Source organism: Nitrosopumilus sp. b3 (assembly GCF_014078525.1).
Taxonomy (GTDB): Archaea; Thermoproteota; Nitrososphaeria; order Nitrososphaerales; family Nitrosopumilaceae; genus Nitrosopumilus.
Map to the genome: position 1 here is coordinate 344,064 of NZ_MU078694.1, position 25,220 is coordinate 369,283.

Genomic DNA, 25,220 nt, shown 5'->3' on the forward strand with positions numbered 1-25,220 from the left:
AAAATTTAACATTCGATCGGTATTTTGTTGAGCCTATGCAACATGATAAAATCTTTCTCAGAGAGAGTACGGTTTAAATTGTACATTTAAAGCACTGAAATCAAATGCTTCCTGCACAACAAGGTTACGATAGAGCAATTACAGTATTTTCTCCGGATGGCAGACTATACCAAGTAGAATACGCAATAGAGACAGTAAGAAGAGGAACAATAGCTGTTGGCGTAAAATGCAAAGACGGAATCATTATTGCAGTTGAAGAAAAACCAAGAAAATTACAAATTTCAAATACCGCTCAAAAGATTTTTCAAATAGATGATCATGTTGGAGTTGCAGCAGCAGGGTATATCCCAGATGCAAGAAGCCAAGTAGACAATGCACGATTCTTTTCTCAAAGTAACAAAATGATTTACGATGAAGCAGTAGAAGTTGAAACTATTGCAAAACACTTAGCAGATCAATGTCAACAATATACCCAATATGCAGGTGTAAGACCATATGGTGTTGCATTGATTCTTGGAGGAGTAGTAAATAACACACCACAGTTGTATCTAACAGATCCTAGTGGAACATACATTTCTTATGATGCAATTGCAATTGGTTCAGGTTCTGATCAAGTGACAGACTTTTTGGAAAAAACATACAAGGATGATCTTTCATTAGATGATGCTGCCATATTAGCTGCTGCTGGAATTTATCTGTCAAGTGAAGATAAAGAAAGCACAAGCCACATCAGAATGGCACATATAAAAACAGAAACCGGTTTATACGAATTAGTTTCAGATGAGCAGATTGCAAATTACGCAACAACTGCCAAAGAAAAATACCCACACGACCAAAAATAATCATACACGTGGTCCTAGGAGAACAAATTAAATGAAATTATCGGTTGCCATTCCAGAGTCTGCGTTATCTGATGAATCACTCAAGATAGACAAAACAAGAAAAATTTCAGTTCTAGCAAGAGCATGTGCAATTTTTAAAATTGATACGATATTTGTCTACCAAGAAGGAAACAATAGAAATGATGGAAGTCTATTGGTAATGATTTTAAAATATTTAGAGACACCTCAATTTTTGAGAAGAAGGTTATTTCCAAAGATGAATGATTTAAAATTTGCAGGAGTGTTGCAGCCACTTAAAATCCCGAGTCATATTACTCCAGTTAATTCTAAAAAAATAAGTCCCGGTGATATCAGAGAAGGTATTGTAATCAGTGTGAAAGGTAAACGATTTGTTGATGTTGGGATTAATCAATTAATACCATTTTTTGGAAAAACATCCATAGGTAAAAGAGTAACAGTGCAATTCAAAGAAGGTTATCCAAAATTATCAGTAAAAGAGATAGACAAAAGAGAGGTTCCATTCTATTGGGGATATTCTGTAAAAGAGAGAGCAAACTTATTTTCAATTTTGTCAGAATGGAAAGGAAACATAATCATTACATCAAGAAAAGGTAAAACTGCAACTAAAGAGCAAATTTCCAAATATGTAAAATCAGATCAACCTACACTCGTAGTTTTTGGATCTCCCGAAAAAGGCATTCATGAAATACTTGGCGGAAAAATGAAAAATGTTCAAAATGCAAAATCATTGAATTTTTTTCCCAATCAAGCTACAGAAACTGTGCGTCTAGAGGAGGCGTTACTTGGAACATTGGCAATAATTAATGCACAGAGTACCTCATAAAATGCCAGAAAGAAAAAATTTTCTATTATTTGCCATTACAGTGGGAGTTGCAGGTATTATTATTGGTGGAATAACAATTTGGAACATGGCATTAGATTTGTTAAATCCATAAAAATTTAGGCACTTATCGTTAACTCGAATTTTTTTTATGGTTAACGACATCTCACATGGTTTAATAGAGGGATTTCAAGATGCGATTTATCCATGGGCGCTAGAAAAAACCATCAACCACGTAGAGGAAGTCTTGCGTATTCACCAAGAGCACGTGCAAAAAGTATGGAGGCACGTATTAGAGCATGGCCAAAATTAAATTCAGAAGAGCCAAAAATATTAGCTCACTGTGGATTCAAAGCTGGATGTGTCCAGATAGTAAGTATAGACGATAGGGAAAAAGTTCCAAATGCAGGAAAACAACTCGTCAGTCTTGGAACAGTTCTAGTAACACCACCAGTACTAATTTTAGGAATTAGAGGATATTCAAAAGATCATGATGGAATGCATGCAGAATTTGACGTATATGCAGATGACATTCCAAAATACATATCAAAAGAAATTACAGTAAAAAACAAAGAAGGGGCACTAGACAATGCAGAAAAATCTCTTCGAAAAATTAAAGAAATTTTTGCAATAGTAGCAGTATCACCTAGAGCAGCAGGACTAGAACAAAAGAAGCCTTACATTTTTGAAGCATCAGTAAGTGGCGGAGACATACAAAAGCAGTTTACACATGTAAAAGAGTTACTTGGAAAAGAAATTAAGATTGATCAAATATTTGAGACGGGTGCAACTGTAGATGTTGCAGCAATTACTAAAGGTAAAGGATGGCAAGGTGTAATTCAAAGATGGGGTGTAAAAAAGAAACAACACAAATCAAGAAAGACAGTTAGAGAAGTTGGTTCACTTGGCCCAATTTCTCCACAAAGTGTCATGTATACAGTACCAAGAGCAGGACAGATGGGATTCCATCAACGAATAGAATACGATAAACGAATAATGATTATGGGTAATGCCAATGACGAACAAATTAAAATCAATCCAGACGGAGGATTCAAGCACTTTGGACTTGTTAAAGGGGATTTCATTATTCTAAAAGGATCAGTTCCAGGAACATATAGAAGATTAATCAAACTGAGAAGTCAAATCAGAAATGTACCAGCTAAAGTCACAAAGCCAAATATTTTGGAGGTAGTCATCTAATGAAAACAGCCATCCACACTACAACTGGAACAAAAGATGGAGAAGTAGAATTACCACTTGTATTTTCCACACCATTTAGAAGAGAATTAATTCACAAAGCTTTCACTAATTTAACATCCCACAAATTCCAACCACAGGGAAGACATCCATCTGCAGGTCAAGATGTAGTTGCAGATTCCAATGATCCACCAACAGGTCAAGGGGTTTCTCGTGTTGCAAGAAGTACAGGTGGTGGCGGTGGTCGACAAGGTCAAGGTGCAGAAGTAGCATCCACTAGAGGAGGAAGACAAGCACATCCGCCAATTGTAGCCAAAGTAATTTACAAAAAATTAAACAAAAAAGAAAACAAATTGGCATTATGTTCTGCAATTGCTGCTACAGCATCAAAAGAACTTGTAGGTCAACGAGGCCACAAAATAGAAGGCATTGAATCATTTCCAATTATCGTATCAGATGATATTGAAGCAATTTCAAAAACTAATGAGATGACCAAAGTATTGGATGCATTAAAACTCACACAGGATGTAGAAAGATTAGAATCAAGAAAATCACGTTCTGGTCAATCAAGACTCAGAGGAAGAAGTAAAAAAGTTGGAAAGAGTGTTTTGTTTGTTACCAAAGACGATTCAAATATCAAAAAAGCAATTGGAGCATTACCAGGAGTAGAAGCAAGAAGTGTCAAAGACTTAAGTGTATTAGATTTAGCACCAGGTTCTGATCCAATTAGGCTAACTGTATATTCCAAATCTGCAATTGAGGAAATTGGAAAGATAAAATCAACACATCTAGAGGTTATGGTGAAAACACAATGAATGTAGATCAAGCAAATAAAATTATTTTAAAACCATACATAACTGAAAAAACATTTGCCATGGTAGAAAATGAAAGTAAAATTTGTTTCATTGTAGAAAGATCTGCAAGCAAGCCAGAAATTGCCGAAGCTGTAAAATCACTTTACAATCAAAATGTCACTAATGTCAATACTGCAAGAACAATTTATGGCAAAAAAGCATTTGTTCAATTTGAAAATACCGAAAAAGCCAGAGATTTGGCAACCAAGATAGGAATGCTATAATATGGACCACAAAACTCGAAGTACATTAACAGAGGAGAAGAAGGTTGGTTAAAGAATTTCTATACAGAGGCATTCCAAAAGAGGAGCTTGATAGTTTGTCCTTAGAAAAATTATTCTTACTATTCAATTCCAGACAAAGAAGATCTCTTACAAGAGGAATCACCGATGGAAAAAGAAAATTGATTGAAGAAATTAAATCTGCAAAAGCAGGCAAAGTAAAAAACCCTATCAAAACCCATGTCAGAGATTTGATTATTTTACCATACATGGTAGGCGTCACAGTAAATGTATTTTCAGGAAAAGAATTCCGTCCAGTTAACATCACAACAGAGATGATCGGGCATTATTTAGGAGAATATGTAATAACAAACAAGAGAGTTTCACACGGAGCACCAGGTGTAGGTGCATCAAGATCCAGTCTCTACGTACCACTAAAGTGATTATTATGGGTAGATTCGATTACGCTTTCCAAAATTATGATGCAACAAGACATGTGCGTTCATCATTAAGAGAAAAAGACATCTCACACAAACATGCACGTGAAGTAGCAGTTTCTATCAAAGGGCTATCAATTGAAAAAGCAAGAGACTACCTTATTGCAGTAATTAACAAAAAAAGAGCAGTTGCATTTAGAAGATATAAAAATCAAGTTGGCCACAAAGCAGATCCTGGTATGATGTCAGGACGATATCCACAAAAAACTGCAAAAGAATTCATCAAAGTTTTAGATAATTTAGAATCAAATGCAGAATACAAAGGAATGGATTTAGATAGATTAAGAATCGTGAATGCTACCGTTCACAAAGGAGTTATTGTTAAAAGATTTATTCCAAGAGCTATGGGAAGGGCAACTCCCAAAAACAATGTATTGACCCACGTAGAATTGGTGGCACAGGAGATTTAGATATGTCAGCAGTCAAAAATGTAATCAAAGATAACTACAACATGATGCTTCTCAAAGATTATCTTAGAGAGGCAATTAAAGATGCAGGATTTTCACATGCAGAGATATCAAAAACACCAGTTGGTACAAGGGTTGCATTACATGTTACTAGACCAGGAATCGTCATTGGAAGAAAAGGTTCTGGAATCAGAGCACTAACAGACAAACTAGCATCAGATTTTGGATTAAAAAATCCACAAATTTCAGTAGTAGAAATTGAAAAACCAGAATTAGCACCTAGTGTAATGTGTAATAGAATGGCAGCACATCTTGAAAGAGGTACTGCCTTTAGAAGAGCAACCATGTGGACTTTAAAACAAATCATGGAAAATGGTGCAATGGGAGTTCAAATTACAATTTCAGGTAAACTTAGAGGGGATCGTTCTGCGTTTGAGAAACATACAGCAGGAATATTGCCAAGAGCAGGTCATCACGCAGAGGTTATTGTTGCAGAAGACATTGCTCATGTTAAAACAGCCATGGGGTTAATTGGCATAAGAATCAGAATTGCAAATAAAGCTAAACTCGTTCCAGAATTTGAAATGAAAACTGAAAAAGCAATGAAAACAAAACAAGTCAAAGACGAGGGAACAGGAAAAATGCGAGATGAAACCGCAGCTGAAGCAAAAGCTAGAACAGAGTCAGAACAAATTGCACTAGAGGAAGAAAAAATGAAGGAGCTTGAAACATTAGAAGAAGAGGAGGCACAATTGAAATGACCAGAATAAGTATGAAAACAATAAAGCAATTAAATGAGAAAGATCTTAAGAGTAAGATTCAAGAAACACGCAGTGAACTTGCAAAACTTAGAGTTGATGCCTCTAAAGGTACGCTAAGAAAAGAGAGTGGCAAACTAAAACCACTACGACATGATATTGCAAGAATGCTAACAAGAATAAACGAGATGAAGAGAGAAAAATGATCACTGCAGAAAATATTTCATCACATGAATTCATTGGATTAAGTACAGAGATTGTAAAATCCACCAATCCACAAATAATAGGATTAAATGGAACAATCATAAATGAAACAAAATCAATGTTTACAATAAATACAGAAAACGGATCTAAATCAATTGCAAAGTCAACAAACAGTTGGAAATTTTCAATTGATAGTAACGAAATAGTTATTGACGGATCCAAAATCACAAAAAGACCATTTGACAGATTAGGAGCTAAAATATGACACGAGATATAGGATTAAAAGTAAAAGAACCAAAAGAACAATGTACAGACAAGCATTGTCCATTCCACGGTAATCTATCAATCAGAGGAAAGCTTTTTGATGGCAAAGTTACTGGAAGTAAAGCAAAACAAACTATCACATTACAAAAAGATGCACCAATTTACTTTAGCAAGTTCAAGAGATATGCACGAGGAACAAGCACAATTCATGCACATGTTCCAGAATGTATTGATGTTGAAACAGGAAATCATGTTTTGACTGCAGAATGTAGACCTATCTCAAAATCAGTATCATATGTTGTCGTGGAGGTTAAAGTATAATGGCAAAACAAGCAGGTAAAGGAGTAGAGGAATTCCGCCCATATGTCACTCGTTCAATTCCAGTAGGTGCAAACATTGTATGTGCTGATAATTCCGGTGCTAAAATTTTAGAGATTATCAATGTTCCAAGACATAAAACAAGAGTGTCAAGACTTCCATCTGCAGCAGTTGGAGATTTTTGCAATGTTGTGGTTAAGAAAGGTCCAGCAGAATTAAGAAAGCAAGTTTATGGAGCAGTTATTGTTAGACAAAAATATGCAGTACGTAGATTAAATGGAGTAAGGGTTTGTTTTGAGGACAATGCAGCAGTGCTAATTACACCTGAAGGCGAAACAAAAGGAACTGACATCAAAGGACCAGTAGCAGCAGAAGCTTCAGAAAAATGGCCAAGAGTAGCTAACTTGGCATCAATGGTGGTATAACAAAATGAAACCAACAAAAATGCGCAACAATATGATTTTTCGTGCAACATTCCAAACTAAAAGTAAACAACTTGGAAGCACATTATCAAAAGATCTTCGTAAAAAATACGGTAAGAGAAGTGTTCGTGCAATTGAAGGCGACAATGTGACTATACTCAGAGGAGAGTTCAAAGGTGTGGAAGGAAAAATAGCCAAAGTATCTACTCAAAAAAGTAGTGTTGCAATTGAAGGTGTAAAGAAAGAAAAAACAAAAGGGGATAAATTTGATGTTTACATTCACACATCTAATCTGTTAGTAACTTCACTTAGTACAGATGACAAGTGGAGAATTTCAAAACTTGAGGGCAAGAATCCAAGTAAACAACCTAAAGTAGCACCAACCAAAGAAGATCCTAAAGAAACAAAAGTAGAAGAAAAAATTGAAAAAAAGGAAGATGAGAGTTAATGGTAAGTATAGCAGGTAGTAAAAAACTCAAACGACAAATGGCCCCACAATTCTGGGGAATTAACAGAAAAAATAAGCGATTTGTAATTACTGTCAAACCAGGTGCGCATAAAAAAAGTCATTCTGTACCATCAGCAGTATTTCTAAGAGATATGCTAAATATTGTCACTAGTCTTAGAGAAGCAAAAAGTTCAATTTATTCTGGAAAGATCAAAGTAGACGGAGTTGTTAGAAAATCACTTCATCATGCAATAGGATTAATGGATGTAGTAGAATTAGAAAATGTTTCAGAGATTTATCGTCTGGTTCCAACCGAAGAACGATTGTTACAACCAATAAAAATTAATGAATCTGAGAAATCAAAAAAACTAGTAAGAGTAACAAGTAAAACTACAATCAATAAAGGAAAAACACAGATAGGATTCCATGACGGACGTTCAATTATTTCAGATAGTAAAGTGAACATTGGAGATACATGTTTAATTCAAATTCCAGAAGTAAAAATTCTTGAAATTATAAAATTAGAAGTAGGAAGTCATGGATTAGTAACACGTGGAAATAACACAGGTAAAGTAGGAAAAATTGAAACAATAGAAGAAGGAACATTCATCCTTCCAAAAAGAGTCATCCTATCACTAGAAAACAGAAAAATCGAGATTCCTGCAGACATTATTATGTCAATTGGTAAAGGAGAGCCAGTTATTCAAATAAAGTGATCACATGTCTCAAACAACAGAGCCAGTAATGAAAAAAATCTCTTTGGAGAAAGTAGTCCTTAACATGGGAGTTGGAAAATCAGGAGATGCAATCAATATTGCTAAAAAAGCACTTGATCAAATATCAGGAAAAAAATCATCATCAAGAGCTGCAAAAGAAACTCAAAGAGATTGGGGAGTTAGAAAGGGAGAACCAATAGGGGTAGCAGTAACAATTCGAGGTAATGATGCAAAAGAATTACTAAAAAGATTGTTAGAAGCAAAAGGCAATGTTGTTAATGGAAAGTCATTTGATAATTTCGGAAATTATTCATTTGGAATTAAAGAGCACATCGACATTCCAGGTGTAAAGTATGATCCACAAATAGGAATTTTAGGATTAGGAATTTCAATCACACTAACAAGACCAGGATACGGAATTAGAAACAGAAGTAAACACAAAGCAAGTGTAGGAAAAAAACACATTATCAGTAATCAAGAAGCAAAGGATTATCTAGTAAAAGAATTTGGAGTGTCAGTAGCATAATGGCAAAAGATAGATCATACGAAGCAACTGGAAGAAAAAAACACGATTTTGGAAGAGGTTCACGTTGGTGTAAAAGATGTGGAGATTATACAGCTGTTATTCAAAAATATGATTTAATGTTATGCAGACGATGCTTCAGAGAAGTCGCAACATCTTTAGGGTTCAGGAAAAATAAGTGATATAATATGCCAGCAACTAACATTTTAGCAAATCTATTCGTTACACTTTACAACAATGAAACAAGAAGAAAAGGAGACTGTGTGATCCTCCCAACATCAAAATTGGGAATTGAGGTCCTCAAAACACTCCAAAAAGATGGATATATTGGAGAATTTGAGCACATTGACGATAAAAGAGGAGGTAAATTCAAAATTAAATTATTAGCAAAAATTACAAAATGTGGTGCAATCTCGCCAAGATTCAAAGTGAAAAATGACGAATATAATAATTGGGAGCAGCAATATTTACCAGCATATGATAGGGGAATGTTGTTAGTTACAACAAACCAAGGAGTAATGTCACATCATGATGCATCAGAGAAAGGAATTGGAGGATTTTTGATAGGATATGTCTACTAAGCAAATAGAGAAATTACAGGATGAGGTTATCATCCCAGAAGGAGTCAAACTTTCACTAAACAAACACATGCTATCCTTTGTTGGACCACTAGGTAAAACCCACAAGAGTTTCAGAACAATTCCAATAAACATAGAGATTGCCGAGAATAAAGTTATTCTAAATGCTATAGGAAATAGAAAAAAAGATTATGCAATTTTACACACAGCAAGATCTATCATTAGAAATATTTGCGAAGGTTTGGTAGAAGGATACACCATCAAAATGAAAATTGTTTATTCACACTTTCCAATTACAGTAAAAGTAGAAGGGAAAAAAATCTTAATTGAGAATTTTCAAGGAGAAAGAGCACCAAGAGTTACAAAAAGTGTTGGAAACACCAAAGTAATTCCTAAAGGCGAAGATGTAATTTTAACAGGAGAAGTGTGGACTGACATTACTCAAACAGCAGCAAATATTGAGCTTAAAAGTAAAGTAAAAAATAAAGACCACAGAGTTTTTCTAGATGGCATATACGCATTTGAGAAAAAGAAAGGCATAGAAAAATAAAATCCTAAGTTTTTCTAATGACCCTTGATCCAGAATTTCTTAAGCAAACAACTGATTTGATAACCCAGACTCTTGAATTATACAAAGCTGCAGGTGCATCTCCCAGAGTTGGAGAGACATGGGATTGTGAAAATATAGGTGATTTTTTGTGTGGGTTTTTTGTAGGTGAGATGGTAGGTTCTGCACTCAGTGCATTTCAAATTGTCCATCAAAGAGAACCAACACCAGATGAGCATCTAGAAATTATTGAATTAGTTGAAAGTCACGCAAAAGAAATCAAAGAATTTTTTTCCAAATTCAATTAAGTTTTCTAACAGTTTTTACTCCAATATTCATAGTCGGAAAGATTAAATCACTTTTGCCAAGGTCTAAACTTGTGCCTCCCTAGCTCAGCGTGGTAGAGCAACCGGCTGTTAACCGGTTGGTCACCAGTTCAAGTCTGGTGGGAGGCGCTTCATTATTTCTAAACTCGAGTTTTGAAACATCATTATTCATACCCCTAAAAATTAAAATAGGCATATTTCTAAATTCGAATTTAGAAATATGGATCGGTTGATAGTAATTGGTTTAGACAATTAGACAACATAGATCTAATAGATGATCGCATATCTAGAATAATGCAGGGGGTTTACATTGGTCAGAACTAGAAGGGCCAACAGATATTGTGTTGATTGTGGCGCTAGACTAGTGTATTATCCAAGACTATCTAATCCAAAAGCGCCAAATGAACACAGAGTTCTAGTTTATGCATGTCCTGATTGTACTGATGATTTTGAAAAGCCCAAAATGTTTTCAATCAGACGTAATCAGGTAGAAGATCCCCTAGAAACAGTCGAGATAGAGATCACACAGATACAGAAAAAATCAATAGTGTCAAAATAATTTGAAAAAATATGGAGCATACAGAAAAACCCAGAAGTAATGCTTGGTTTTTGTTACCCGTATTTTTGGGGATAATTGGTGGAATAATTGCATTCTTTATTTTACGGCAAGATGATCCTCGTAAAGCAAGAAACTGTTTGTATCTAGGTGTTGTTTTAATGATTATTGGAATTATATTCAATATTTTGGTGGCATCGTCAATTCCAGGCTTAGATTCAGGCTTTAATGTAAATGTCTAGTCTGAATTTTTCTTGTTTTACAAGTACAAGTTTTTAATATTTCAAAACTCGAATTTAGAAATATCAATAATTTAGAGACGTGATCAACAGGATTTAGAATCATATAGAACTAGTCCTGATTGTTTTTACATGAGTGCATCAAGACTAAGAGATAGTGTTGAAAGATGGTTAATACATGAAGGGCTTTCCTTTGAAGATGTAAAAAATCCAGAAAATACTTTTCAGATTTTAGTAAAGCATGCAGGTCAGACGGGCATTCCAATAGAGATATTTGAACCAAAAGGGCAACCAGGCATTCTAGTAATAGGGGCCAAAGTTGTAATGAAAAATAATCAAATTGTAAGGTATTTGGGATTTAATCAACAAGAAAAAGAAAATTTTGAAAAAAAAGTTTCAGACTATTGCTACTCAATTCAAGCAATAAACAAAAACATTACAGAAGATGGAAAACAGAAGATTGGAGTATATGTTGTACTTGACGATAAAGAAAATATCAACCAACAAACAGTTTTTGATGCAATAGAAAGCGTATCGGAAAAACATGAAAAAACATCCAGATTTTTGTTAAAAACATTCTAAAAATGGACGATTTATCAATTCTACGAGTACCTTATAACAAAAAATCAATATTCTATAATATGAAAAGTAAAACTTCAAAATCAAAACCAAGAGAAGTAACACTATCTGCTGCTGAGCTGTCAAGATTTGGCATGGGGGTAATGAGTAAAGCACTCAAAGTTGTCAATACTGCCAAAAAAGGAAAAATCACAATCAGAGTAGAAAGAGTGTAAATTCCAGGTTTTTGTCTTATGTAGGGGTAAAACATCCCCCTTTTTTTACAAAAAATGTGTGTTCAAAAGTGCATCCATAGAGAATAAAATTAGAATTATTGAATATAGTATGTGAAAGAAATTGTTTTGCAGATTGGGGAAGATACAATAAAAGATTCATTTGATTCCACAAATAATATTTTTGAAGAGTTTAGAATATTCTCATCAAGTTTATTTTTTCAAATAATGGATATTGTGACTCCGATGTTTCAAAATTTTGTAAAATAGGCAAATTAATGAAAATATGCCTAAATGTTAAACCCCCCCAAAAAAATTGTGTATTTACTCACAAGATGATTTTTCCAAAAACAGGCATTTAGAAGGGGGGTGTAACACTTGTGCCTAAATACAAAATGCAACCATAAAACCACCAAGCTCTCCCAGCTAAACATATCCAAACTATTGATGTTGTGCGTAAAAGCTAAACCCCCTAAAATTTATGAAAAAATAAAGAAAAAATGAGGAATTAATTTCCTACATTTATCAAACAGAGATTTTCTAATGTACTGCCAGAAGCAACTGGTACGATTTCAAATGATACAATTGTTGGCACAATTGTTCCATCGCCCAATACATCAGTAGGTACATTTCCAACACGAATTTTCTTACCAGATTCTTTTACTGGATAATCTGGAGAAACACCAGGTACACCACCATTAGTGGCAACTGAGCTTGCAACATCTACTTCCAATCCTTCAGTTAAACCGGTTGCAGTTTTACATGCATCAGTGTATGGCATTAAATCAAGAATATGTGCATGGAATTTTTTACCATCATTATCCCTTGTGAACTCTTCATCAAGTAATCCAACTGGATTTGGACATTTTTTGTCAGAAGCATCACCTTGGAAAGGACTATCTGAAGCACAAATGTGTGTAGTTAATGCTAACACATTGTTGACTCCGTCAGTCAAAAATCCATATCCATATGCCCCTTTTTCTTTAATTTTTCCTTCAGTTTTAATTTCTGCTTTAAGGAATGTACCATCATCATCAGTGTGGTAAGTTACTTTTGTTTCATCAATTTTGAGATAATCAGGTTTGTCTTCATCAGCAGTAACATTTTGTGCAAATATCAAAGATATTGCAAAAATAGTTGCTATAGAGACTCCCAACAGGGTTGTTTTTGTCATTGGTACAAACCCCAAACAAGATAAATAAAAAATTAACTGAGAATAGTATGAAATTATGCTCTTTTTGTGAAAAATCCAAAACAAAATCACAAAGTTTTACTCAAAACCCCTAGGTTTTCCGATCAAATCATGCCAAAAAATAGGCGTTTCAACTATATACCAAAAAAAATCAGCAAATTCATGGCAGGATTGGGTGTAGTGATCGTTATTGGAGCCATCATAGCTTCAATGGTTGTTGCAAATTACATGTATGCGCAATATACCACAAACTACATCGAGGCAGTATCAGGAAAGCCAATCATCGTTGGACCAGTAGAATATACCATAACATTTGAGGGAACACATGAGGGAAGTAAAGAAGTTGCACCAGAAAACACTTTTGTAACAATAGGAATCACTGCAAAAAATATCAGTAATGAAAAAACAATCATTTCAGGTGGACAATTTTACATTGTTGATGAAAAAGAACAAAAACATGAAGCAGTGTTTGGAGAATTTTCATCAAAAGATTTGTTTCTAGAAACACTAGAGCCAAACAAACCAATAGAGAGAACAACACAGTTTGACATTCCATATGATGAAGAAAAAAAATATAAGATAATTATTCGACCACAAAAAGATCAATCAACAGTTGATACAGCTGTTGTTTGCATAACAAATTGTTGATCGGAGAGCAAGAATTGTGTCAAATTTTTCTATAGTCAGGGTAGTAATGTATGACTTTTACCATATAACACATATGATTTTTGCAAAAAGTTATGGCAGTATCCAAAGCCAAAAGAGCCGAAGCAGCTAAAAAAGCAGCAAGAACTCGAAAGAGGAATGCAGCTAAAAAAGCAGCAGAGGCACTAAAAGCAGCAGCAGCTCGTAAGAGAAAGGCAGCAGCAACTCGAAGGAAGAACGCTGGCAAAGCAGCTCCTAAAAGAAAGGCAGCAAAACGCAGAGCAGCTCCAAAGAGAAAAACTGCAGCTAAAAAAGCAGCTCCAAAGAGAAAGGCAGCAAAACGCAGAGCAGCTCCAAAGAGAAAAACTGCAGCTAAAAAAGCAGCTCCAAAGAGAAAGGCAGCAAAGAGGAAAGCAGCACCAAAAAGAAAAGCTGCACCTAAACGCAGAGCCGCTCCAAAGAGAAAGGCAGCTAAACGTCGACGTTAAGCTGTCTATACTATCTTTTTTCTTATTTTACATGTTTAATTAATAATATTTCTAAACTCGAATTTAGAAATATTTGAAATTGCTACTCATTCATCTTTAATTCAGGCAAAACAAAAACTTTGTTTGGTTTAATTTTGAGGATGACTCTTTTTTCATCATCACGTTTGAATGGATAGCGGTCCCGCCCCATGTATTGTTTGGTAAGTTTGTCTGCATGTTTGTATTCATAGTCTGGAATTAATTCCTCAACTGTTCCACGAATTGTTGTCATGTCTAGTGGGTTATCTTTTGATACAACAGAGACTGCAACTCGCGGATCACGTAATACATTTTTGTGTTTTATTCTGCCCTCTGCAGTATTTACAAGGACATACCCATTTTCAAAATTTGCCCACACAGGAGAGACTTGAGGAGAACCGTCCTTCATTACAGTTGCAATGAAAACAAGATTTTTCTCAGAAAACAACTGTACAACTTTTTCATCAATCATTTTTTCATTTCACCATAAATCCAAAGTAGTTTTTGTAACAGCCACAATTTGTTGTGTTTTTTATTGATTTTTCATGAAATTTATCAAAATCAGCAAATACATTTTTGATCGTATTTGGGGATTCAGGTAGATGAAAAATCAATTGCACATTATTTTTTGTTGGATTTTTCAAGTACATTTGTCATCGCTCTATTCATAATTTCCATTACAAGATACTGTGAATAGTCTTCAGATTTTTTTCCTTTTGATTTTGTTTTTGGAGTTAGACTTTTGAGAATTTTTTCAATTTTTGTCGATGTGTTGTCAATGACTTTTGAGTATGTAGAGTCAAAATCATCAGGCGTTTGAAAATCCAACAGTTTAGTTGACGTGCTGTAGTATTTTGTTATTGCACCACGAGATTCCTCAATTCGTGCAATTTCAATTAATCCAGATTCTTTTAGAATTTCCAAATGATGACGCACGGTGGTCAAGGCTTTTTTGTATCCTGTCTTTTTCAGAGCAGTTGAAATTTGGTCTGCAGATAGTGCTTGATGATACAAAATTTCTACAATTTTTGCTCGTGCAGGGTCTTCAATTGCACGTGCGTGTCCAATACTTGTCGTAACAATACGATTAACTTTGATTTGCTTTTCTAGTAACGTTGACATACAAAATTACCTTCAAATCTGATCTAAAAGATCCTTGTATCAGATTTTTTTGTCTAATAGCATTAATTTTTGTTTACTTTAATCAATATTGTAATGCTATCAAAAATAGCACTACCACTACAATATTTTATATAATGCAGTATAAAATAATGGTATCATTACTACCATTATAGTGTCGGTCGAATGATTATTGTAATGGTTTTAAAATTTTAAAAAAATATTAAAAAAATAAAAATCTGGAAAACAATGTAGGAAAATAGCCATCAAGACATAATTTTGTGAATTACTAAAAATGCAATTCGAGTTGAAGGAAAGATATTATGCGTAGATTAAGAGTTCAGTGAAGATACAATCTCTTGTTTAATATCTGGCAATCGTTCATTGAATACTTCAGAAATCAAACTCATCATTTTAAAAGTTGATTCAGCATTATTTTCTTGCTCAGTATCAGTACGTTTGTTATTGAGATAATCAGTTGCTTTTGCAACAAAAGAGTGATACACCATTCCAAAAATACAATCATCCAGATCGACATCCCAATGTTCAGAGTTTACCATGTTGGTGTAAGAAGGGATTTGATTAATTACAATGTTCAGCAATGTTTCAATTTCTTTTTTATCTTCTATCCCATCCATAGTCTATCAATTCATCAAGGGTTAAAGAGTATTTCCTGTTAGTTTTTTAAATGCTATCACATAGCGCTCAGTCATTTTCTTAATTATCTCATTTGGGATTTCAGGGGCAACAGGCTCCCGTCCTGCATCACGTTCATCATCAAATTGTTTTTGATATCCTTTATCCGTTAACCAATCGCGTAAAAGTTGTTTATCATATGCTTCCTGTATTTCTCCAACTTTATAGGAATCTTTTGGCCATAAACGATATTCATCAGGACCTATAGAATCGCCTAAGGTAATTTTTCCATCCAATATCCCAAACTCTAATTTCAAATCAGCCAAAATAAATCCAGCATGATCTGCAATGGTGGCCATTTTTTTGTAAATTTCAATAGATGTTCTCTCCAACCAGATATACTGTTCCTCAGTAACCAAATTCATCTCTAATGCTTTTTCTTTGTTAATTGGAATGTCATGTTCTGATTTTGTTGTAGGATCAAAAAGTGGTTCCGGTAGTTTTGCAGCCAAGGTTGAGTCTGTTCCTTCAGGTACTGTAATCTCACCTTTTTTCCATCTACCGACTAAGCTCCCATAAAAATAGCCTCTCACAACACATTCTATTGGAAGCATCTTCATTTTTTTGACAATAATTTCAGTATCAGATTCTCTTCTGACAAAATGATTTGCTACAGGCAATTCATTGAACCAAAATTCAGCAAATTTGCACAATACCTCTCCTTTTTTAGGAATATCTTGTTTGAATTTTACATCATATGCTGAAACTCTATCAGAGAACTTGAAAAGCAGTGTATTTTCATCCACATCATATAGATCCTTTACTTTTCCACTAGTTAGAAACTTCAAACAATCATCACTGAATTATATCGAATTTAACTGCTAGGGATAACTAAGAGCCCATCATTCCTACCATTTTAGGCATTTCTCTATATGCTTTATTTACAAAGATATCATTATCTGCACTTATCATTACAAATTCCATCGGATTATCCGAAGGAGGTGAAACAATAATTTTTTCACCTGCATCAATAGTTCCCAATTTCAAAGTATCACCTGCACCAAAATTCACATGGACGTTGGTGAGAGGTTGGGAACCAGTATTTTGTATAGTTACACGTCCCATTACAAAAAGACTTTGTTTGTCTAATAGAGGATCCACAAAAATAGCATGATCCTGAGTGGATACAGATAATTTCAAAATATCCATACCAAAAATTACAGCCATAACTGCAATGGCACCAATACCTAAACCAATAACTGCAGTATACTGTTTCATGTATAATAGATTAATTTTCTAATAATTTAGTATATTGTATTTTAATCTAAAGCCATAGAATGTCTTTTTAACAAAAATGGAATTCGTCATAGTAAGATAAAACAATAAAAACACATGATTTGTTATTTAAAACATGATTACCACTAGTTAATATTGCAATTAATAATTAAATACAAATTTTCCTTTAAACATTATAAGTTTGAATATCGAGGAAAGCATTTATGAAAAATTGGAAAAAGATTGGAATGCTAGTGATTTTAGAAAAATACCCAATATCGCAGAGTTAAGTTTCAATTGTATGTTAGATAGATGCAGTTATTGTTTCGATGTAGTTTGCAGATGTAATTGTCATAATAAATCACAATAATCGTATAATTTCTAGGCACATTTTACTGTACTTTAATACCATTCCAAAATGCTACCATTCCTTTAATTTTTTTGGCAGCATCGTTTGGTTCTTCATAATACCATGCACAATCTTTGTTAGTCTTACCATTTACTGAAACGGAATAATAATTTGCCATTCCTTTCCATCCACAAAAAGATGTAAAATCAGTCTTTTTAAAATACTCTTTTTTTATGGAATCAATTGGAAAGTAATGATTTCCTTCAACAACTACAGTATCATTACTTTCAGCAATAACTACATCGTTCCATATTGCTTGCATGACAGTCTTACCAATTTACTATATTTAAAAAAATACCTTATTCCCCTTTCATTTCTTCTCTACTTCTAAATTCAGGAGTTATGCCAAGGGATTCATAATTTCCTGACGAGCAAGTAAAACACATAGAGTCTTTTGGAATTCCGACAGCATTTGCAAGATTTTCAGCATCGTTGTATCCCAAAAAGTCAGCTCCGATACTTTGGCGTACCATTTCCGTGATTTGTTCTTGATTCATTTCTTTTCCATTTGAAAATGTTGCAAGTTCTTCTTGGGAAGGAAAATCAATTCCAGCATAACATGGGAATTTAATTGGAGGGTAAGTAATCACCATGCTAATTTTTCTAGCTCCTGCTCTACGCAGTGCTTTGATAATTGCCTTGGAGCTAGTACCACGAACCAAACTATCATCAATTACAACAACATGCTTTCCTTCAATAATTTCTCTAATTGGAATAATCCAACGATTAATTTCTATTCTGTCTGATTGATGAGGTTCAATGAAACTTCGTAATGGGCCCTTCTTGCTGTATCTATCCTTTAAAAGGCCCTCATCAAATGAAACACCAAGTTCTTGTGCATATCCTAATGCAGCAGGTCTTGCAGAATCAGGTACCGGTATAACTAAATCAGCATCATTAATTGGGAATTTCTTTGCCAAAAATCGTCCAATATTCTTTCTTGCAACATAGATGTTTGTACCCTCCATGTTGCTTGAAGGATGTGCAAAGTAAGTAAATTCAAAAGAACAATGTGCTCGTGCAGGATCATCAGAAAAACGTTCAGTCTCCAAACCGTTTTTACTTAATTTTATCAATTCGCCAGGATTCACATTTCTCTCTAGTTTAGCACCAACTGCAGATACTGCAGAAGATTCAGATGCAACAATGTAAGTATCATCGGCTTCTTTATGACCTAGAACCATAGGACGGAATCCCTTTGGATCACGAGCAGCATAAACAGAATTATCATCAGAGATAAATGTAAAACAATAAGAACCAACCATCTCATTTTTGAGAATTGAAAGGGCTTTTCCCATTTGACCGTTCTCTGAAATTAATGTAACTAGTCTTTGGGCAGCAACAAGAGTATCACTTGCATTTTGTGGGGTAAACGAGCATCCGCCAACTAGATTAGATAATTCTTGTACATTTGCAATAGTTCCATTATGTGCAATACAAAGATCTTTTACTTTGAGCGGTTGTGCATTTTCTAATGAGCTTCTACCCATTGTAGAATATCTCACATGTCCAATTACAGCAGGAGATGCATATTCCTCTGTAATTTTTTTAAATTCAGACGATGCTGCAGAAACTAATCCCAATCTCTTTAGTGGCGGTTTATTTGGAATTGCAAGACCCCAAGCCTCTTGCCCTCGATGCTGAAGTGCCCTTAATGCATCAATTACCATAGGAACTACATTAGTTCCACTAAGACTAAAGATTCCAACAACGCCACAATTTTCTTTAACCATGAAGTACCAAGTCCTCTAACGAATTTAACCACGTTTTTTGTGCTTTATCAACTCTTAGATCAATGACGGATTTTGTATCATGTACAAATTGAATTTTGTCTCCTCCAAATTGACCTATTACTTTGAATGAAACTTTGTTCTTTTTTAGTAAATCTTCTAATTTTTTCAGATTTTTCTTATCAAATGATAGCAGATATCGCGAATGGCTTTCAGAAAAAAGAATTCTATCAGCATCCAATTTTTCTCCAGGTACTTTTTCTAAAGAGATTTTGCATCCGATCATATTTTTCATGCATAATTCTGACACGGCAATTGCCAATCCTCCCTTGGAGCAATCATGAGCAGATTTTAAGAGTCCATTTTCAATTACACCTAAAACAGATTTCATATTTTTCTTTGATTCTGCAAAAGTAACTACAGGGCATTTTCCTCCGATAAAGTTGTGAATATATTCAAAGTATTCAGAGCCACCCATCTCGTCTTTAGTGTCCCCAATAATTACAAGACAATCATTTTCAGATATTTGTTGAGGAATTAATGGTTTTTTCTCAATTAATCCCAAAACCCCAATAACAGGAGTTGGTTTTATTGGTCCTGCGGGAGTTTCATTATACAAACTAACCTTACCACCAACACACGGAATTTCAAAGTCTTTGGCAAAAGCAGTCAATCCTTTTAATGATTCTAAAAATGTCCAAAAAATTTCAGGATCTTTTGGATTTCCAAATTGAAGATGGTCAAGCATACCAATTGGTTTTGCTCCAGTACAAACAACATTCCTACATGCTTCTTCAAAACAACCTATTGCGCCTTCTCTAGGATTGATGTAGCATTGTTTTGGATTACCGTCAATTTTTGCTGAAAGGAATTTTCCATTGTCCAATCTTAAAACAGATGCATCCCCCCCAGGTTTCACAACTGTTCTAATTCCTACTTCATGATCATATTGCCCATAAACCCATATCTTACTTGCAATGTTTGGCGATGCAAGTAATTTCATCAATGTTTTTGAATAATCAGAAATTTCTTCTAGTTTCTTTTCATTCTCAATTGTTTTCAGGTATTCAGGTTTTTTTGATGGTAAATCAAGCAATGTTGCATTTGCAACAACATCAGTGGGCAAATTTGCAAATGTCTTTGTGCCCTTTTTCACATGCATGTTATTATCAGATGTGACATGACCAATTACAGAGCATTCAATATGGAATTTCTTACAAATTGTCTCAAGTTTTTTTAATTTTATTTTATCTGTAACAATTAACATTCTTTCTTGAGACTCAGATACCATGATTTCATTTGGATGCATATCAGATTCACGAGTGTGGACTTTTTGAACATCCATTTCTATTCCGATATCTAAAGCATCAGCAGTCTCTGAAATTGCACAAGAAAGACCGCCACCACCTAGATCTTTCATGGCATGAATTAATTTCTCATTTCTAGCCTCCAAAATTGCCTCGATAATTAATTTCTCAATAAATGGATCTGGGATTTGAACTGCAGAACGATCTTCGGATTCTAGTGAGTCAGAGGCAAATTGAGAACCTCCAATCCCATCCCTTCCAGTGGAACCTCCCAATAAAACAACAAGATCACCTTTCTGTGCATGGTTTTTTATTAAATTCTCTTTTTTGCCAAATCCTATTGCTGCAACATCAACTAATGCATAGTTTTGATAACAATCATCAAATTCAACTTCACCACCAATTGTAGGAATACCCAAACAATTACCATATGCGGCAACACCACTTACAGCATTTTTGAAAAGCCATCTAGCTTGCTGATCTTTTTCAATATTTCCAAAACGCAAGCCATCAAAAATTGCAATGGGTCTAGTCCCAGCAGACAGAATATCTCTAATTACACCCCCAACACCGGTTGCAGCTCCACCAAATGGTTCAACAGCTGATGGGTGGTTATGACTTTCAATGTGTGCAGTGACAACATAGCCACCCCCTACATCCAAGACACCCGAATCATATCCTTTCTCATTTATCACTAGAGGTCCAGTCATTGGAAGCATTTTGAGATGTTTCTTTGATGATTTGTAAGAGCAATGCTCAGACCACTCAGCAGCTACAATTTGTAATTCAGTTGAGGTCGGGTCCCTGCCAATTTTAGATTTTAATTCAGATAGCTCATGAGTTTCTAAACTCAATTACTAACACCCGTTTTTACTAAAAGTGACTCAAAAATCAATGAAGCAGGTTTGTTATCTATAGGATTGATTTCAGACTCTACTGCTCTTTCAGGATGAGGCATCATTCCAACAACATTTCCATCTTCATTGCATACTCCAGCAATTCTATCGGTAGAACCATTCACAATTTTACTATATCTAAAGACAATCTGATTTTTTTTCTTTAATTGTTTTAAAACATCATCATCTGCATAATAGCGACCTTCGCCATTTGCAATAGGGATTGGGATTTTTTGATGGAGTTTAAACTGATTTGTAAATGGAGTTTTATTATTTTCAACAATAAGATTTGTCCATTCACACATAAAATTAAGAGAATCATTTTTCAGTAAAACTCCAGGTAACAGTCCAGACTCTACTAAAATTTGAAACCCATTGCATACACCTAAAATTGGAATTCCTTTCTCGGCCAATTTTCTGACATCATTAATTATTGGGCTATGAGCGGCAATTGCTCCTGCTCGAAGTCTATCCCCATATGAAAATCCCCCTGGAAGAATTACTGCATCAATATTCTTTGGAAGAGGATTTTCGTGCCAATAATATTGTGCATCAAGATTAAACACATCAGTTAGAACATGAAACATATCTCGATCGCAATTACTACCTGGAAAAACTACAACCCCAACTTTCACATTTGCTTTCACATTCAGAGATATTTAATTTGAATTGAGACAAGAAGAATTTTACTTTAAAAGACATCTTGATCGCATTTATCCCATTCAGACATAAAGAATGAATAATCCACCAATTACGAATATAATTGAGATAAACATTGTAATCATTTAAAAAACAGATCGTTTCCCCATCATCGCAAATTAGAGCAGAAGTATTTTCACTTTGTAAAGAAGCGAAATTATTTGGAGATAGTCGATAAAAAGAATCTTAAATAGAATCTCATCTTAGGCGGTGAAAACATCAAGGGTTACTTTGCTAACCATGGGATTGTAAATCCGCAGTTCATCACAAATTGCTTTCACCTTGGATTGAGCAGATTTTTTATCATTTTCCTCAATGGTGAATTTCAACATTTTTGCTGTTTTTATTTTGGATACAGATTTTTGGGGTCCTTTGAGAACCAAATCATTAAGAATTGTATCTCCTTCAGGATCACTTATCCCAGGTTTATTTTCAATAGTTACATGAACATTAAAAATTGCCATTAATAATTTGGAAAATAAATTTGAGGTTAATCTATCTTCCGAAAAAATTTATGCTTTTATACTTATTTTTAGATATTTGTCAGGTATCCGGTTCTGAGGACGTGTATTGTTGCAGATATAACCAGCCCAGAATCGGTTACTTTGAATCAAGATTTTCTTTAACATATTCAGTGTATTTTCGGTAGAGTCCTGACTGATATTGGGGGTTAGTTACAATTAATGATTTATTTTTTAAATCCTCTTTTGATTGATACATGTCTTTTTCAATGATTCCTTTTTCATCTAGTGTAATGCAAACGTCTTGCCATGAATGAACTTCTTTAGGATTTCTGTTTGCTGTTGCATAATATACATACAGCAATCTTAGTTTATTGAATTCATCCAGAGTCAAATCTTTTCCCATAATGTAATTTCTTTTCAAAGTGTGAAAATAGATCAAACCATCAGCAGTTAAAACATAATCAAAAAGTTTTGGGTAATCATCAACTGAAATTGGATATAGAGGATTTTTTTTCTGAGATCCCATATTCATATAAAGAGTCAATCCATGCTAATAATCATTTTTTTAAATTATGTTTTGTATTTCTTGAGTCCTTCAGTTACAACCAAATTAAGTACGTGTGAAAAACTTACTGAAGATGACGTGTTCTTAATCATCTTTGCTTGAATGTTTCGAAGTTTTTCTATATTGGAGGGATCCATTACAACGGTGATTCTGTTGCTCACGCGAATAATCCCCGAATCACCTATAAAAACAACTAAGATTTTGCCAGTTTACTGTATTGGAATTTATATCAGCATAATTTACAATAATGCATAATGGCAAAAGGCAGAATGAGATATTGGAAGATCACCTCAGAAGAGTTGGGAGGTTATTCTTATGATGAAAGTAATTTGTTAAATTGGGAGATTAAATGTGTAAGAGAGCCTGAAGATGAGGCTATCTTTATCGGTGTTTTCATGTATAGAAATGGTACTGCATATGACTATGAATCAGTTAAAGGAATTTGTTATTTTCACAACAACATAGACAGAAAAGAGTTGCCATCCATCACCAGTTTTCTTCAAGGAAAATTCAATGGGAAAGAAATGGAAAAAGGAGACAGAATTTTCCTCAAAGATTCAAAAGAAATCTATTCTGCTAAAGATATCAGCGATTTGGCAATAGAGATGGAATCTAAATTTAATACCAAAGCCATTATTTCTTTGGAATTTGAAGGCATTACTGCAGAGCAACTCAAAGAGGCAGGACTACCTGAAGCAAAGTTATTGCCAATCCCCACTTAATTGATATAGTTTAGAATGCAAAGTTATCCAATGTCTGAATTGGATGGCATAAATCAGCACCTAGAAGAGTTAAGAAAAAGATTACTTCGCATTGTATTAATTATCGGCATAATCACTGCGTTCATTTTGACTTTTCATGCAGAGCCCATCGAAATAGCAGGGGTTACTATCTACTATCCTTTGCCTGAACCGCTAAACAACATTGCAGCTCAAATTACAAATCATATGAAAACTAATCTTGTCCCAGAAGACGTCCAGTTAATTCAGACAGCCCCCGGACAAGCTTTCTTTGCACAAGTGTACATTGCAGCACTGGTAGGAATCGTAGTAGGAATGCCAGTAATTGTAAAAGAATTGGTAGGTTTTATCAAACCAGCATTAAAAGAAAACGAAATTCATGTTAGTAGAAATATCACACTTCCTGCTTTAGGATTATTCGTTGCAGGGTGTATCTTTTCATATAATTTAGTAATTCCATATATTTTGGATTTTTTGTACAGATATGGTGAATCGGCAGGTCTTGTAACTTTTCTCAACGTTATAGAATTTGTCACATTTGTTCTACAATTTTTACTGGCATTTGGTTTTTCATTTCAGCTTCCACTTGTAATGTATGCAATTTCTGTTTCAGGTATAGTTGATTCTAATTTTTGGAGAAAAAATATCAGATATGCAATTGTCATAATTGTGATCTTTGGAGCAATCATCACACCAGATGGCAGCGGTGTTACAATGTGGTTTATTGCGGGCCCAATGATTGCACTTTATGGCATAGGCATGGCAGTGATTGAGCGTAAAGAGCGCAAAAAGTTGAACACTTAAATCCAAATTTAATCAAATAATATTACAATGTTAGGGATGGAGTTATCAAATTTCATTGCAGGGCAAGAGTGGATTTTTATCATAATTATCGCAGTAGTGTTCATTTTTGGTGCAAAGAAGATCCCAGAACTTGCAAAGACTTTTGGTAAAGCAAAGGGAGAATTTGAAAAAGGAAAGATCGAGGCAGATAAAGATCTAAAAGAATTCAAAGAGGGAGTAAGCAAAGCCTCCAAAGATAAAGAAATTAAATCAGATTAATTTTCTGCAATTTTTACAAAATCATCTAAAATTTTAGCATAGTCATTCTCGAAGATATTTTTTCCAAATAAGCTTGAAATCTTTAGTTTTCCTTTAATTTTAAAGTCAACTTCAACCATAACTTTGGTCCCAGTTTCAAGTTCAAGGAATTTTTCCTTAAAGATACTTCCCTTTGCATCCCCTCCAATAACAAAAACCTCATGAGATACAGGAGAGTCCGATACATGTTTTGCCATGATAAGAAATTCCTTATCACCAAGTCGCAAATATTCTTCTACAACTGAAACATTATTTCGAACAGAGCGAACTCGAATTGACGGGAAATGTTTTGGGAAAAATTTTGGATAGTTCTCGTACTCGGAAAAAATTTTAAAGACGGATTCCCTTTTTGCGTCAATAATTCGTTCTAAAGAAAATTTTGGCAAT

Annotated in this window: 43 protein-coding genes and 1 tRNA gene; 30 read left to right on the forward strand and 14 right to left on the reverse strand. The window is 34.4% G+C overall.

Features of this window, described 5'->3' with window-relative positions; genetic code table 11:
* Positions 1-104: 104 nt before the first annotated feature.
* The 25 genes from C6990_RS04005 to C6990_RS04125 all read left to right on the forward strand — a co-directional run bounded on the left by C6990_RS04005 (position 105) and on the right by C6990_RS04125 (position 11,819).
* Complete coding sequence (locus C6990_RS04005) at positions 105-842, forward strand: archaeal proteasome endopeptidase complex subunit alpha (protein WP_182128602.1); 738 nt, start codon at positions 105-107, stop codon at positions 840-842.
* Positions 843-873: 31 nt separating this feature from the next.
* The gene (locus C6990_RS04010) at positions 874-1,686 is read left to right on the forward strand and encodes a putative RNA uridine N3 methyltransferase (RefSeq protein WP_182128604.1); all 813 of its coding nucleotides are present in this window, start codon (positions 874-876) and stop codon (positions 1,684-1,686) included.
* A gap of 204 nt (positions 1,687-1,890) precedes the next feature.
* Complete coding sequence (locus C6990_RS04015; protein WP_182128606.1) at positions 1,891-2,883, forward strand: 50S ribosomal protein L3; 993 nt, start codon at positions 1,891-1,893, stop codon at positions 2,881-2,883.
* Entirely contained in the window at positions 2,883-3,695 is an 813-nt protein-coding gene (rplD, locus tag C6990_RS04020; protein ID WP_182128608.1) for a 50S ribosomal protein L4, read from the forward strand. Before C6990_RS04015 ends, rplD begins: the two co-directional genes overlap by 1 nt.
* Positions 3,692-3,958 carry a 50S ribosomal protein L23 gene (locus C6990_RS04025; RefSeq protein WP_182128610.1) on the forward strand — a complete coding sequence of 89 codons (267 nt, stop codon included), beginning with the start codon at positions 3,692-3,694 and terminating at the stop codon, positions 3,956-3,958. Before rplD ends, C6990_RS04025 begins: the two co-directional genes overlap by 4 nt.
* A gap of 44 nt (positions 3,959-4,002) precedes the next feature.
* On the forward strand, positions 4,003-4,398 hold the full coding sequence (locus C6990_RS04030; RefSeq protein ID WP_182128612.1) for a 30S ribosomal protein S19: 396 nt from the start codon (positions 4,003-4,005) through the stop codon (positions 4,396-4,398).
* 5 nt (positions 4,399-4,403) lie between these two features.
* Positions 4,404-4,862 carry a 50S ribosomal protein L22 gene (locus C6990_RS04035; protein WP_182128614.1) on the forward strand — a complete coding sequence of 153 codons (459 nt, stop codon included), beginning with the start codon at positions 4,404-4,406 and terminating at the stop codon, positions 4,860-4,862.
* Between the two features lie 2 nt (positions 4,863-4,864).
* A complete protein-coding gene (locus C6990_RS04040) occupies positions 4,865-5,620 on the forward strand; it encodes a 30S ribosomal protein S3 (protein WP_182128616.1) in 756 nt (251 codons plus the stop codon).
* Positions 5,617-5,823: a 50S ribosomal protein L29 gene (gene rpmC / locus C6990_RS04045; protein WP_048116219.1), complete on the forward strand. Its 207-nt coding sequence runs from the start codon at positions 5,617-5,619 to the stop codon at positions 5,821-5,823. The genes C6990_RS04040 and rpmC overlap by 4 nt, the downstream gene beginning before the upstream one ends.
* Positions 5,820-6,086 carry a ribonuclease P protein component 1 gene (locus C6990_RS04050; RefSeq protein WP_182128618.1) on the forward strand — a complete coding sequence of 89 codons (267 nt, stop codon included), beginning with the start codon at positions 5,820-5,822 and terminating at the stop codon, positions 6,084-6,086. Before rpmC ends, C6990_RS04050 begins: the two co-directional genes overlap by 4 nt.
* On the forward strand, positions 6,083-6,406 hold the full coding sequence (locus C6990_RS04055; RefSeq protein WP_182128620.1) for a 30S ribosomal protein S17: 324 nt from the start codon (positions 6,083-6,085) through the stop codon (positions 6,404-6,406). The genes C6990_RS04050 and C6990_RS04055 overlap by 4 nt, the downstream gene beginning before the upstream one ends.
* Positions 6,406-6,828: a 50S ribosomal protein L14 gene (locus tag C6990_RS04060; RefSeq protein ID WP_182128622.1), complete on the forward strand. Its 423-nt coding sequence runs from the start codon at positions 6,406-6,408 to the stop codon at positions 6,826-6,828. The genes C6990_RS04055 and C6990_RS04060 overlap by 1 nt, the downstream gene beginning before the upstream one ends.
* A gap of 4 nt (positions 6,829-6,832) precedes the next feature.
* Complete coding sequence (gene rplX, locus C6990_RS04065; protein WP_182128624.1) at positions 6,833-7,273, forward strand: 50S ribosomal protein L24; 441 nt, start codon at positions 6,833-6,835, stop codon at positions 7,271-7,273.
* Complete coding sequence (locus tag C6990_RS04070) at positions 7,273-7,989, forward strand: 30S ribosomal protein S4e (RefSeq protein WP_182128626.1); 717 nt, start codon at positions 7,273-7,275, stop codon at positions 7,987-7,989. The genes rplX and C6990_RS04070 overlap by 1 nt, the downstream gene beginning before the upstream one ends.
* A gap of 4 nt (positions 7,990-7,993) precedes the next feature.
* Entirely contained in the window at positions 7,994-8,515 is a 522-nt protein-coding gene (locus C6990_RS04075; protein ID WP_182128628.1) for a 50S ribosomal protein L5, read from the forward strand.
* A complete protein-coding gene (locus C6990_RS04080) occupies positions 8,515-8,694 on the forward strand; it encodes a 30S ribosomal protein S14 (protein ID WP_008300270.1) in 180 nt (59 codons plus the stop codon). The genes C6990_RS04075 and C6990_RS04080 overlap by 1 nt, the downstream gene beginning before the upstream one ends.
* A 6-nt stretch (positions 8,695-8,700) precedes the next feature.
* Positions 8,701-9,093: a 30S ribosomal protein S8 gene (locus C6990_RS04085; protein ID WP_182128630.1), complete on the forward strand. Its 393-nt coding sequence runs from the start codon at positions 8,701-8,703 to the stop codon at positions 9,091-9,093.
* Positions 9,083-9,640, forward strand: coding sequence for a 50S ribosomal protein L6 (gene rplF, locus C6990_RS04090; RefSeq protein WP_182128633.1), 558 nt, complete (start codon positions 9,083-9,085; stop codon positions 9,638-9,640). The genes C6990_RS04085 and rplF overlap by 11 nt, the downstream gene beginning before the upstream one ends.
* Before the next feature lie 17 nt (positions 9,641-9,657).
* Positions 9,658-9,945 carry a hypothetical protein gene (locus C6990_RS04095; protein WP_182128635.1) on the forward strand — a complete coding sequence of 96 codons (288 nt, stop codon included), beginning with the start codon at positions 9,658-9,660 and terminating at the stop codon, positions 9,943-9,945.
* 73 nt (positions 9,946-10,018) lie between these two features.
* A tRNA-Asn gene (locus C6990_RS04100) sits at positions 10,019-10,092 on the forward strand.
* 181 nt (positions 10,093-10,273) lie between these two features.
* Positions 10,274-10,522 (forward strand): hypothetical protein, encoded by a 249-nt coding sequence (locus tag C6990_RS04105; protein WP_182128637.1) that lies wholly within the window; start codon positions 10,274-10,276, stop codon positions 10,520-10,522.
* An 11-nt stretch (positions 10,523-10,533) separates the two neighbouring features.
* Entirely contained in the window at positions 10,534-10,761 is a 228-nt protein-coding gene (locus C6990_RS04110; protein ID WP_182128639.1) for a hypothetical protein, read from the forward strand.
* A gap of 129 nt (positions 10,762-10,890) precedes the next feature.
* Entirely contained in the window at positions 10,891-11,340 is a 450-nt protein-coding gene (locus tag C6990_RS04115; protein WP_182128641.1) for a DUF2299 family protein, read from the forward strand.
* 59 nt (positions 11,341-11,399) lie between these two features.
* Entirely contained in the window at positions 11,400-11,552 is a 153-nt protein-coding gene (locus tag C6990_RS04120; protein ID WP_182128643.1) for a hypothetical protein, read from the forward strand.
* 111 nt (positions 11,553-11,663) lie between these two features.
* Positions 11,664-11,819, forward strand: a complete 156-nt coding sequence (locus tag C6990_RS04125; RefSeq protein ID WP_182128646.1) for a hypothetical protein — start codon at positions 11,664-11,666, stop codon at positions 11,817-11,819.
* 238 nt (positions 11,820-12,057) lie between these two features.
* Here the strand turns inward: C6990_RS04125 and C6990_RS04130 are convergent, their stop codons facing one another.
* Positions 12,058-12,723: a hypothetical protein gene (locus C6990_RS04130; protein WP_182128649.1), complete on the reverse strand. Its 666-nt coding sequence runs from the start codon at positions 12,721-12,723 to the stop codon at positions 12,058-12,060.
* A gap of 180 nt (positions 12,724-12,903) precedes the next feature.
* On the opposite strand from C6990_RS04130, the gene C6990_RS04135 reads away from it, so the two are divergent.
* Positions 12,904-13,389, forward strand: coding sequence for a DUF4352 domain-containing protein (locus tag C6990_RS04135; protein ID WP_182128651.1), 486 nt, complete (start codon positions 12,904-12,906; stop codon positions 13,387-13,389).
* A 92-nt stretch (positions 13,390-13,481) separates the two neighbouring features.
* A complete protein-coding gene (locus C6990_RS04140; RefSeq protein ID WP_048116233.1) occupies positions 13,482-13,874 on the forward strand; it encodes a hypothetical protein in 393 nt (130 codons plus the stop codon).
* 82 nt (positions 13,875-13,956) lie between these two features.
* Here C6990_RS04140 and C6990_RS04145 read toward each other — a convergent pair whose 3' ends face one another.
* The 12 genes from C6990_RS04145 to C6990_RS04200 form a co-directional block, all read right to left on the reverse strand.
* Entirely contained in the window at positions 13,957-14,361 is a 405-nt protein-coding gene (locus C6990_RS04145) for a PPOX class F420-dependent oxidoreductase (RefSeq protein WP_182129092.1), read from the reverse strand.
* A 152-nt stretch (positions 14,362-14,513) separates the two neighbouring features.
* The gene (locus C6990_RS04150; RefSeq protein ID WP_182128653.1) at positions 14,514-15,014 is read right to left on the reverse strand and encodes a winged helix-turn-helix domain-containing protein; all 501 of its coding nucleotides are present in this window, start codon (positions 15,012-15,014) and stop codon (positions 14,514-14,516) included.
* A 329-nt stretch (positions 15,015-15,343) separates the two neighbouring features.
* Positions 15,344-15,649, reverse strand: a complete 306-nt coding sequence (locus C6990_RS04155; protein ID WP_182128655.1) for a hypothetical protein — start codon at positions 15,647-15,649, stop codon at positions 15,344-15,346.
* Positions 15,650-15,670: 21 nt separating this feature from the next.
* Entirely contained in the window at positions 15,671-16,495 is an 825-nt protein-coding gene (gene purC / locus C6990_RS04160) for a phosphoribosylaminoimidazolesuccinocarboxamide synthase (RefSeq protein ID WP_182128657.1), read from the reverse strand.
* A 43-nt stretch (positions 16,496-16,538) separates the two neighbouring features.
* Positions 16,539-16,925 carry a hypothetical protein gene (locus C6990_RS04165; RefSeq protein WP_182128659.1) on the reverse strand — a complete coding sequence of 129 codons (387 nt, stop codon included), beginning with the start codon at positions 16,923-16,925 and terminating at the stop codon, positions 16,539-16,541.
* 389 nt (positions 16,926-17,314) lie between these two features.
* Complete coding sequence (locus tag C6990_RS04170) at positions 17,315-17,593, reverse strand: DUF427 domain-containing protein (protein WP_182128661.1); 279 nt, start codon at positions 17,591-17,593, stop codon at positions 17,315-17,317.
* Between the two features lie 37 nt (positions 17,594-17,630).
* Complete coding sequence (locus C6990_RS04175; protein WP_182128663.1) at positions 17,631-19,064, reverse strand: amidophosphoribosyltransferase; 1,434 nt, start codon at positions 19,062-19,064, stop codon at positions 17,631-17,633.
* Positions 19,057-21,222 (reverse strand): phosphoribosylformylglycinamidine synthase subunit PurL, encoded by a 2,166-nt coding sequence (purL, locus tag C6990_RS04180; protein WP_182128665.1) that lies wholly within the window; start codon positions 21,220-21,222, stop codon positions 19,057-19,059. Before purL ends, C6990_RS04175 begins: the two co-directional genes overlap by 8 nt.
* Entirely contained in the window at positions 21,219-21,899 is a 681-nt protein-coding gene (gene purQ / locus C6990_RS04185) for a phosphoribosylformylglycinamidine synthase subunit PurQ (RefSeq protein ID WP_182128667.1), read from the reverse strand. The genes purL and purQ overlap by 4 nt, the downstream gene beginning before the upstream one ends.
* 267 nt (positions 21,900-22,166) lie before the next feature.
* Complete coding sequence (purS, locus tag C6990_RS04190) at positions 22,167-22,427, reverse strand: phosphoribosylformylglycinamidine synthase subunit PurS (RefSeq protein WP_182128669.1); 261 nt, start codon at positions 22,425-22,427, stop codon at positions 22,167-22,169.
* 136 nt (positions 22,428-22,563) lie between these two features.
* Positions 22,564-22,953 carry a hypothetical protein gene (locus C6990_RS04195; RefSeq protein ID WP_182128672.1) on the reverse strand — a complete coding sequence of 130 codons (390 nt, stop codon included), beginning with the start codon at positions 22,951-22,953 and terminating at the stop codon, positions 22,564-22,566.
* A gap of 44 nt (positions 22,954-22,997) precedes the next feature.
* Complete coding sequence (locus C6990_RS04200; protein ID WP_182128674.1) at positions 22,998-23,153, reverse strand: hypothetical protein; 156 nt, start codon at positions 23,151-23,153, stop codon at positions 22,998-23,000.
* 93 nt (positions 23,154-23,246) lie between these two features.
* Between C6990_RS04200 and C6990_RS04205 the strand changes: the two genes are divergently transcribed.
* The 3 genes from C6990_RS04205 to C6990_RS04215 are packed head-to-tail and all read left to right on the forward strand — an operon-like array spanning position 23,247 to position 24,794.
* The gene (locus C6990_RS04205) at positions 23,247-23,714 is read left to right on the forward strand and encodes a hypothetical protein (RefSeq protein WP_182128676.1); all 468 of its coding nucleotides are present in this window, start codon (positions 23,247-23,249) and stop codon (positions 23,712-23,714) included.
* Positions 23,715-23,744: 30 nt separating this feature from the next.
* Positions 23,745-24,536: a twin-arginine translocase subunit TatC gene (gene tatC, locus C6990_RS04210; RefSeq protein WP_182128678.1), complete on the forward strand. Its 792-nt coding sequence runs from the start codon at positions 23,745-23,747 to the stop codon at positions 24,534-24,536.
* Between the two features lie 27 nt (positions 24,537-24,563).
* Positions 24,564-24,794, forward strand: coding sequence for a Sec-independent protein translocase subunit TatA/TatB (locus C6990_RS04215; RefSeq protein WP_182128680.1), 231 nt, complete (start codon positions 24,564-24,566; stop codon positions 24,792-24,794).
* Here the strand turns inward: C6990_RS04215 and C6990_RS04220 are convergent.
* On the reverse strand, positions 24,791-25,219 hold the full coding sequence (locus tag C6990_RS04220) for an SRPBCC family protein (RefSeq protein ID WP_182128682.1): 429 nt from the start codon (positions 25,217-25,219) through the stop codon (positions 24,791-24,793). The genes C6990_RS04215 and C6990_RS04220 overlap by 4 nt on opposite strands.
* Between the last annotated feature and the right edge of the window lies 1 nt (position 25,220).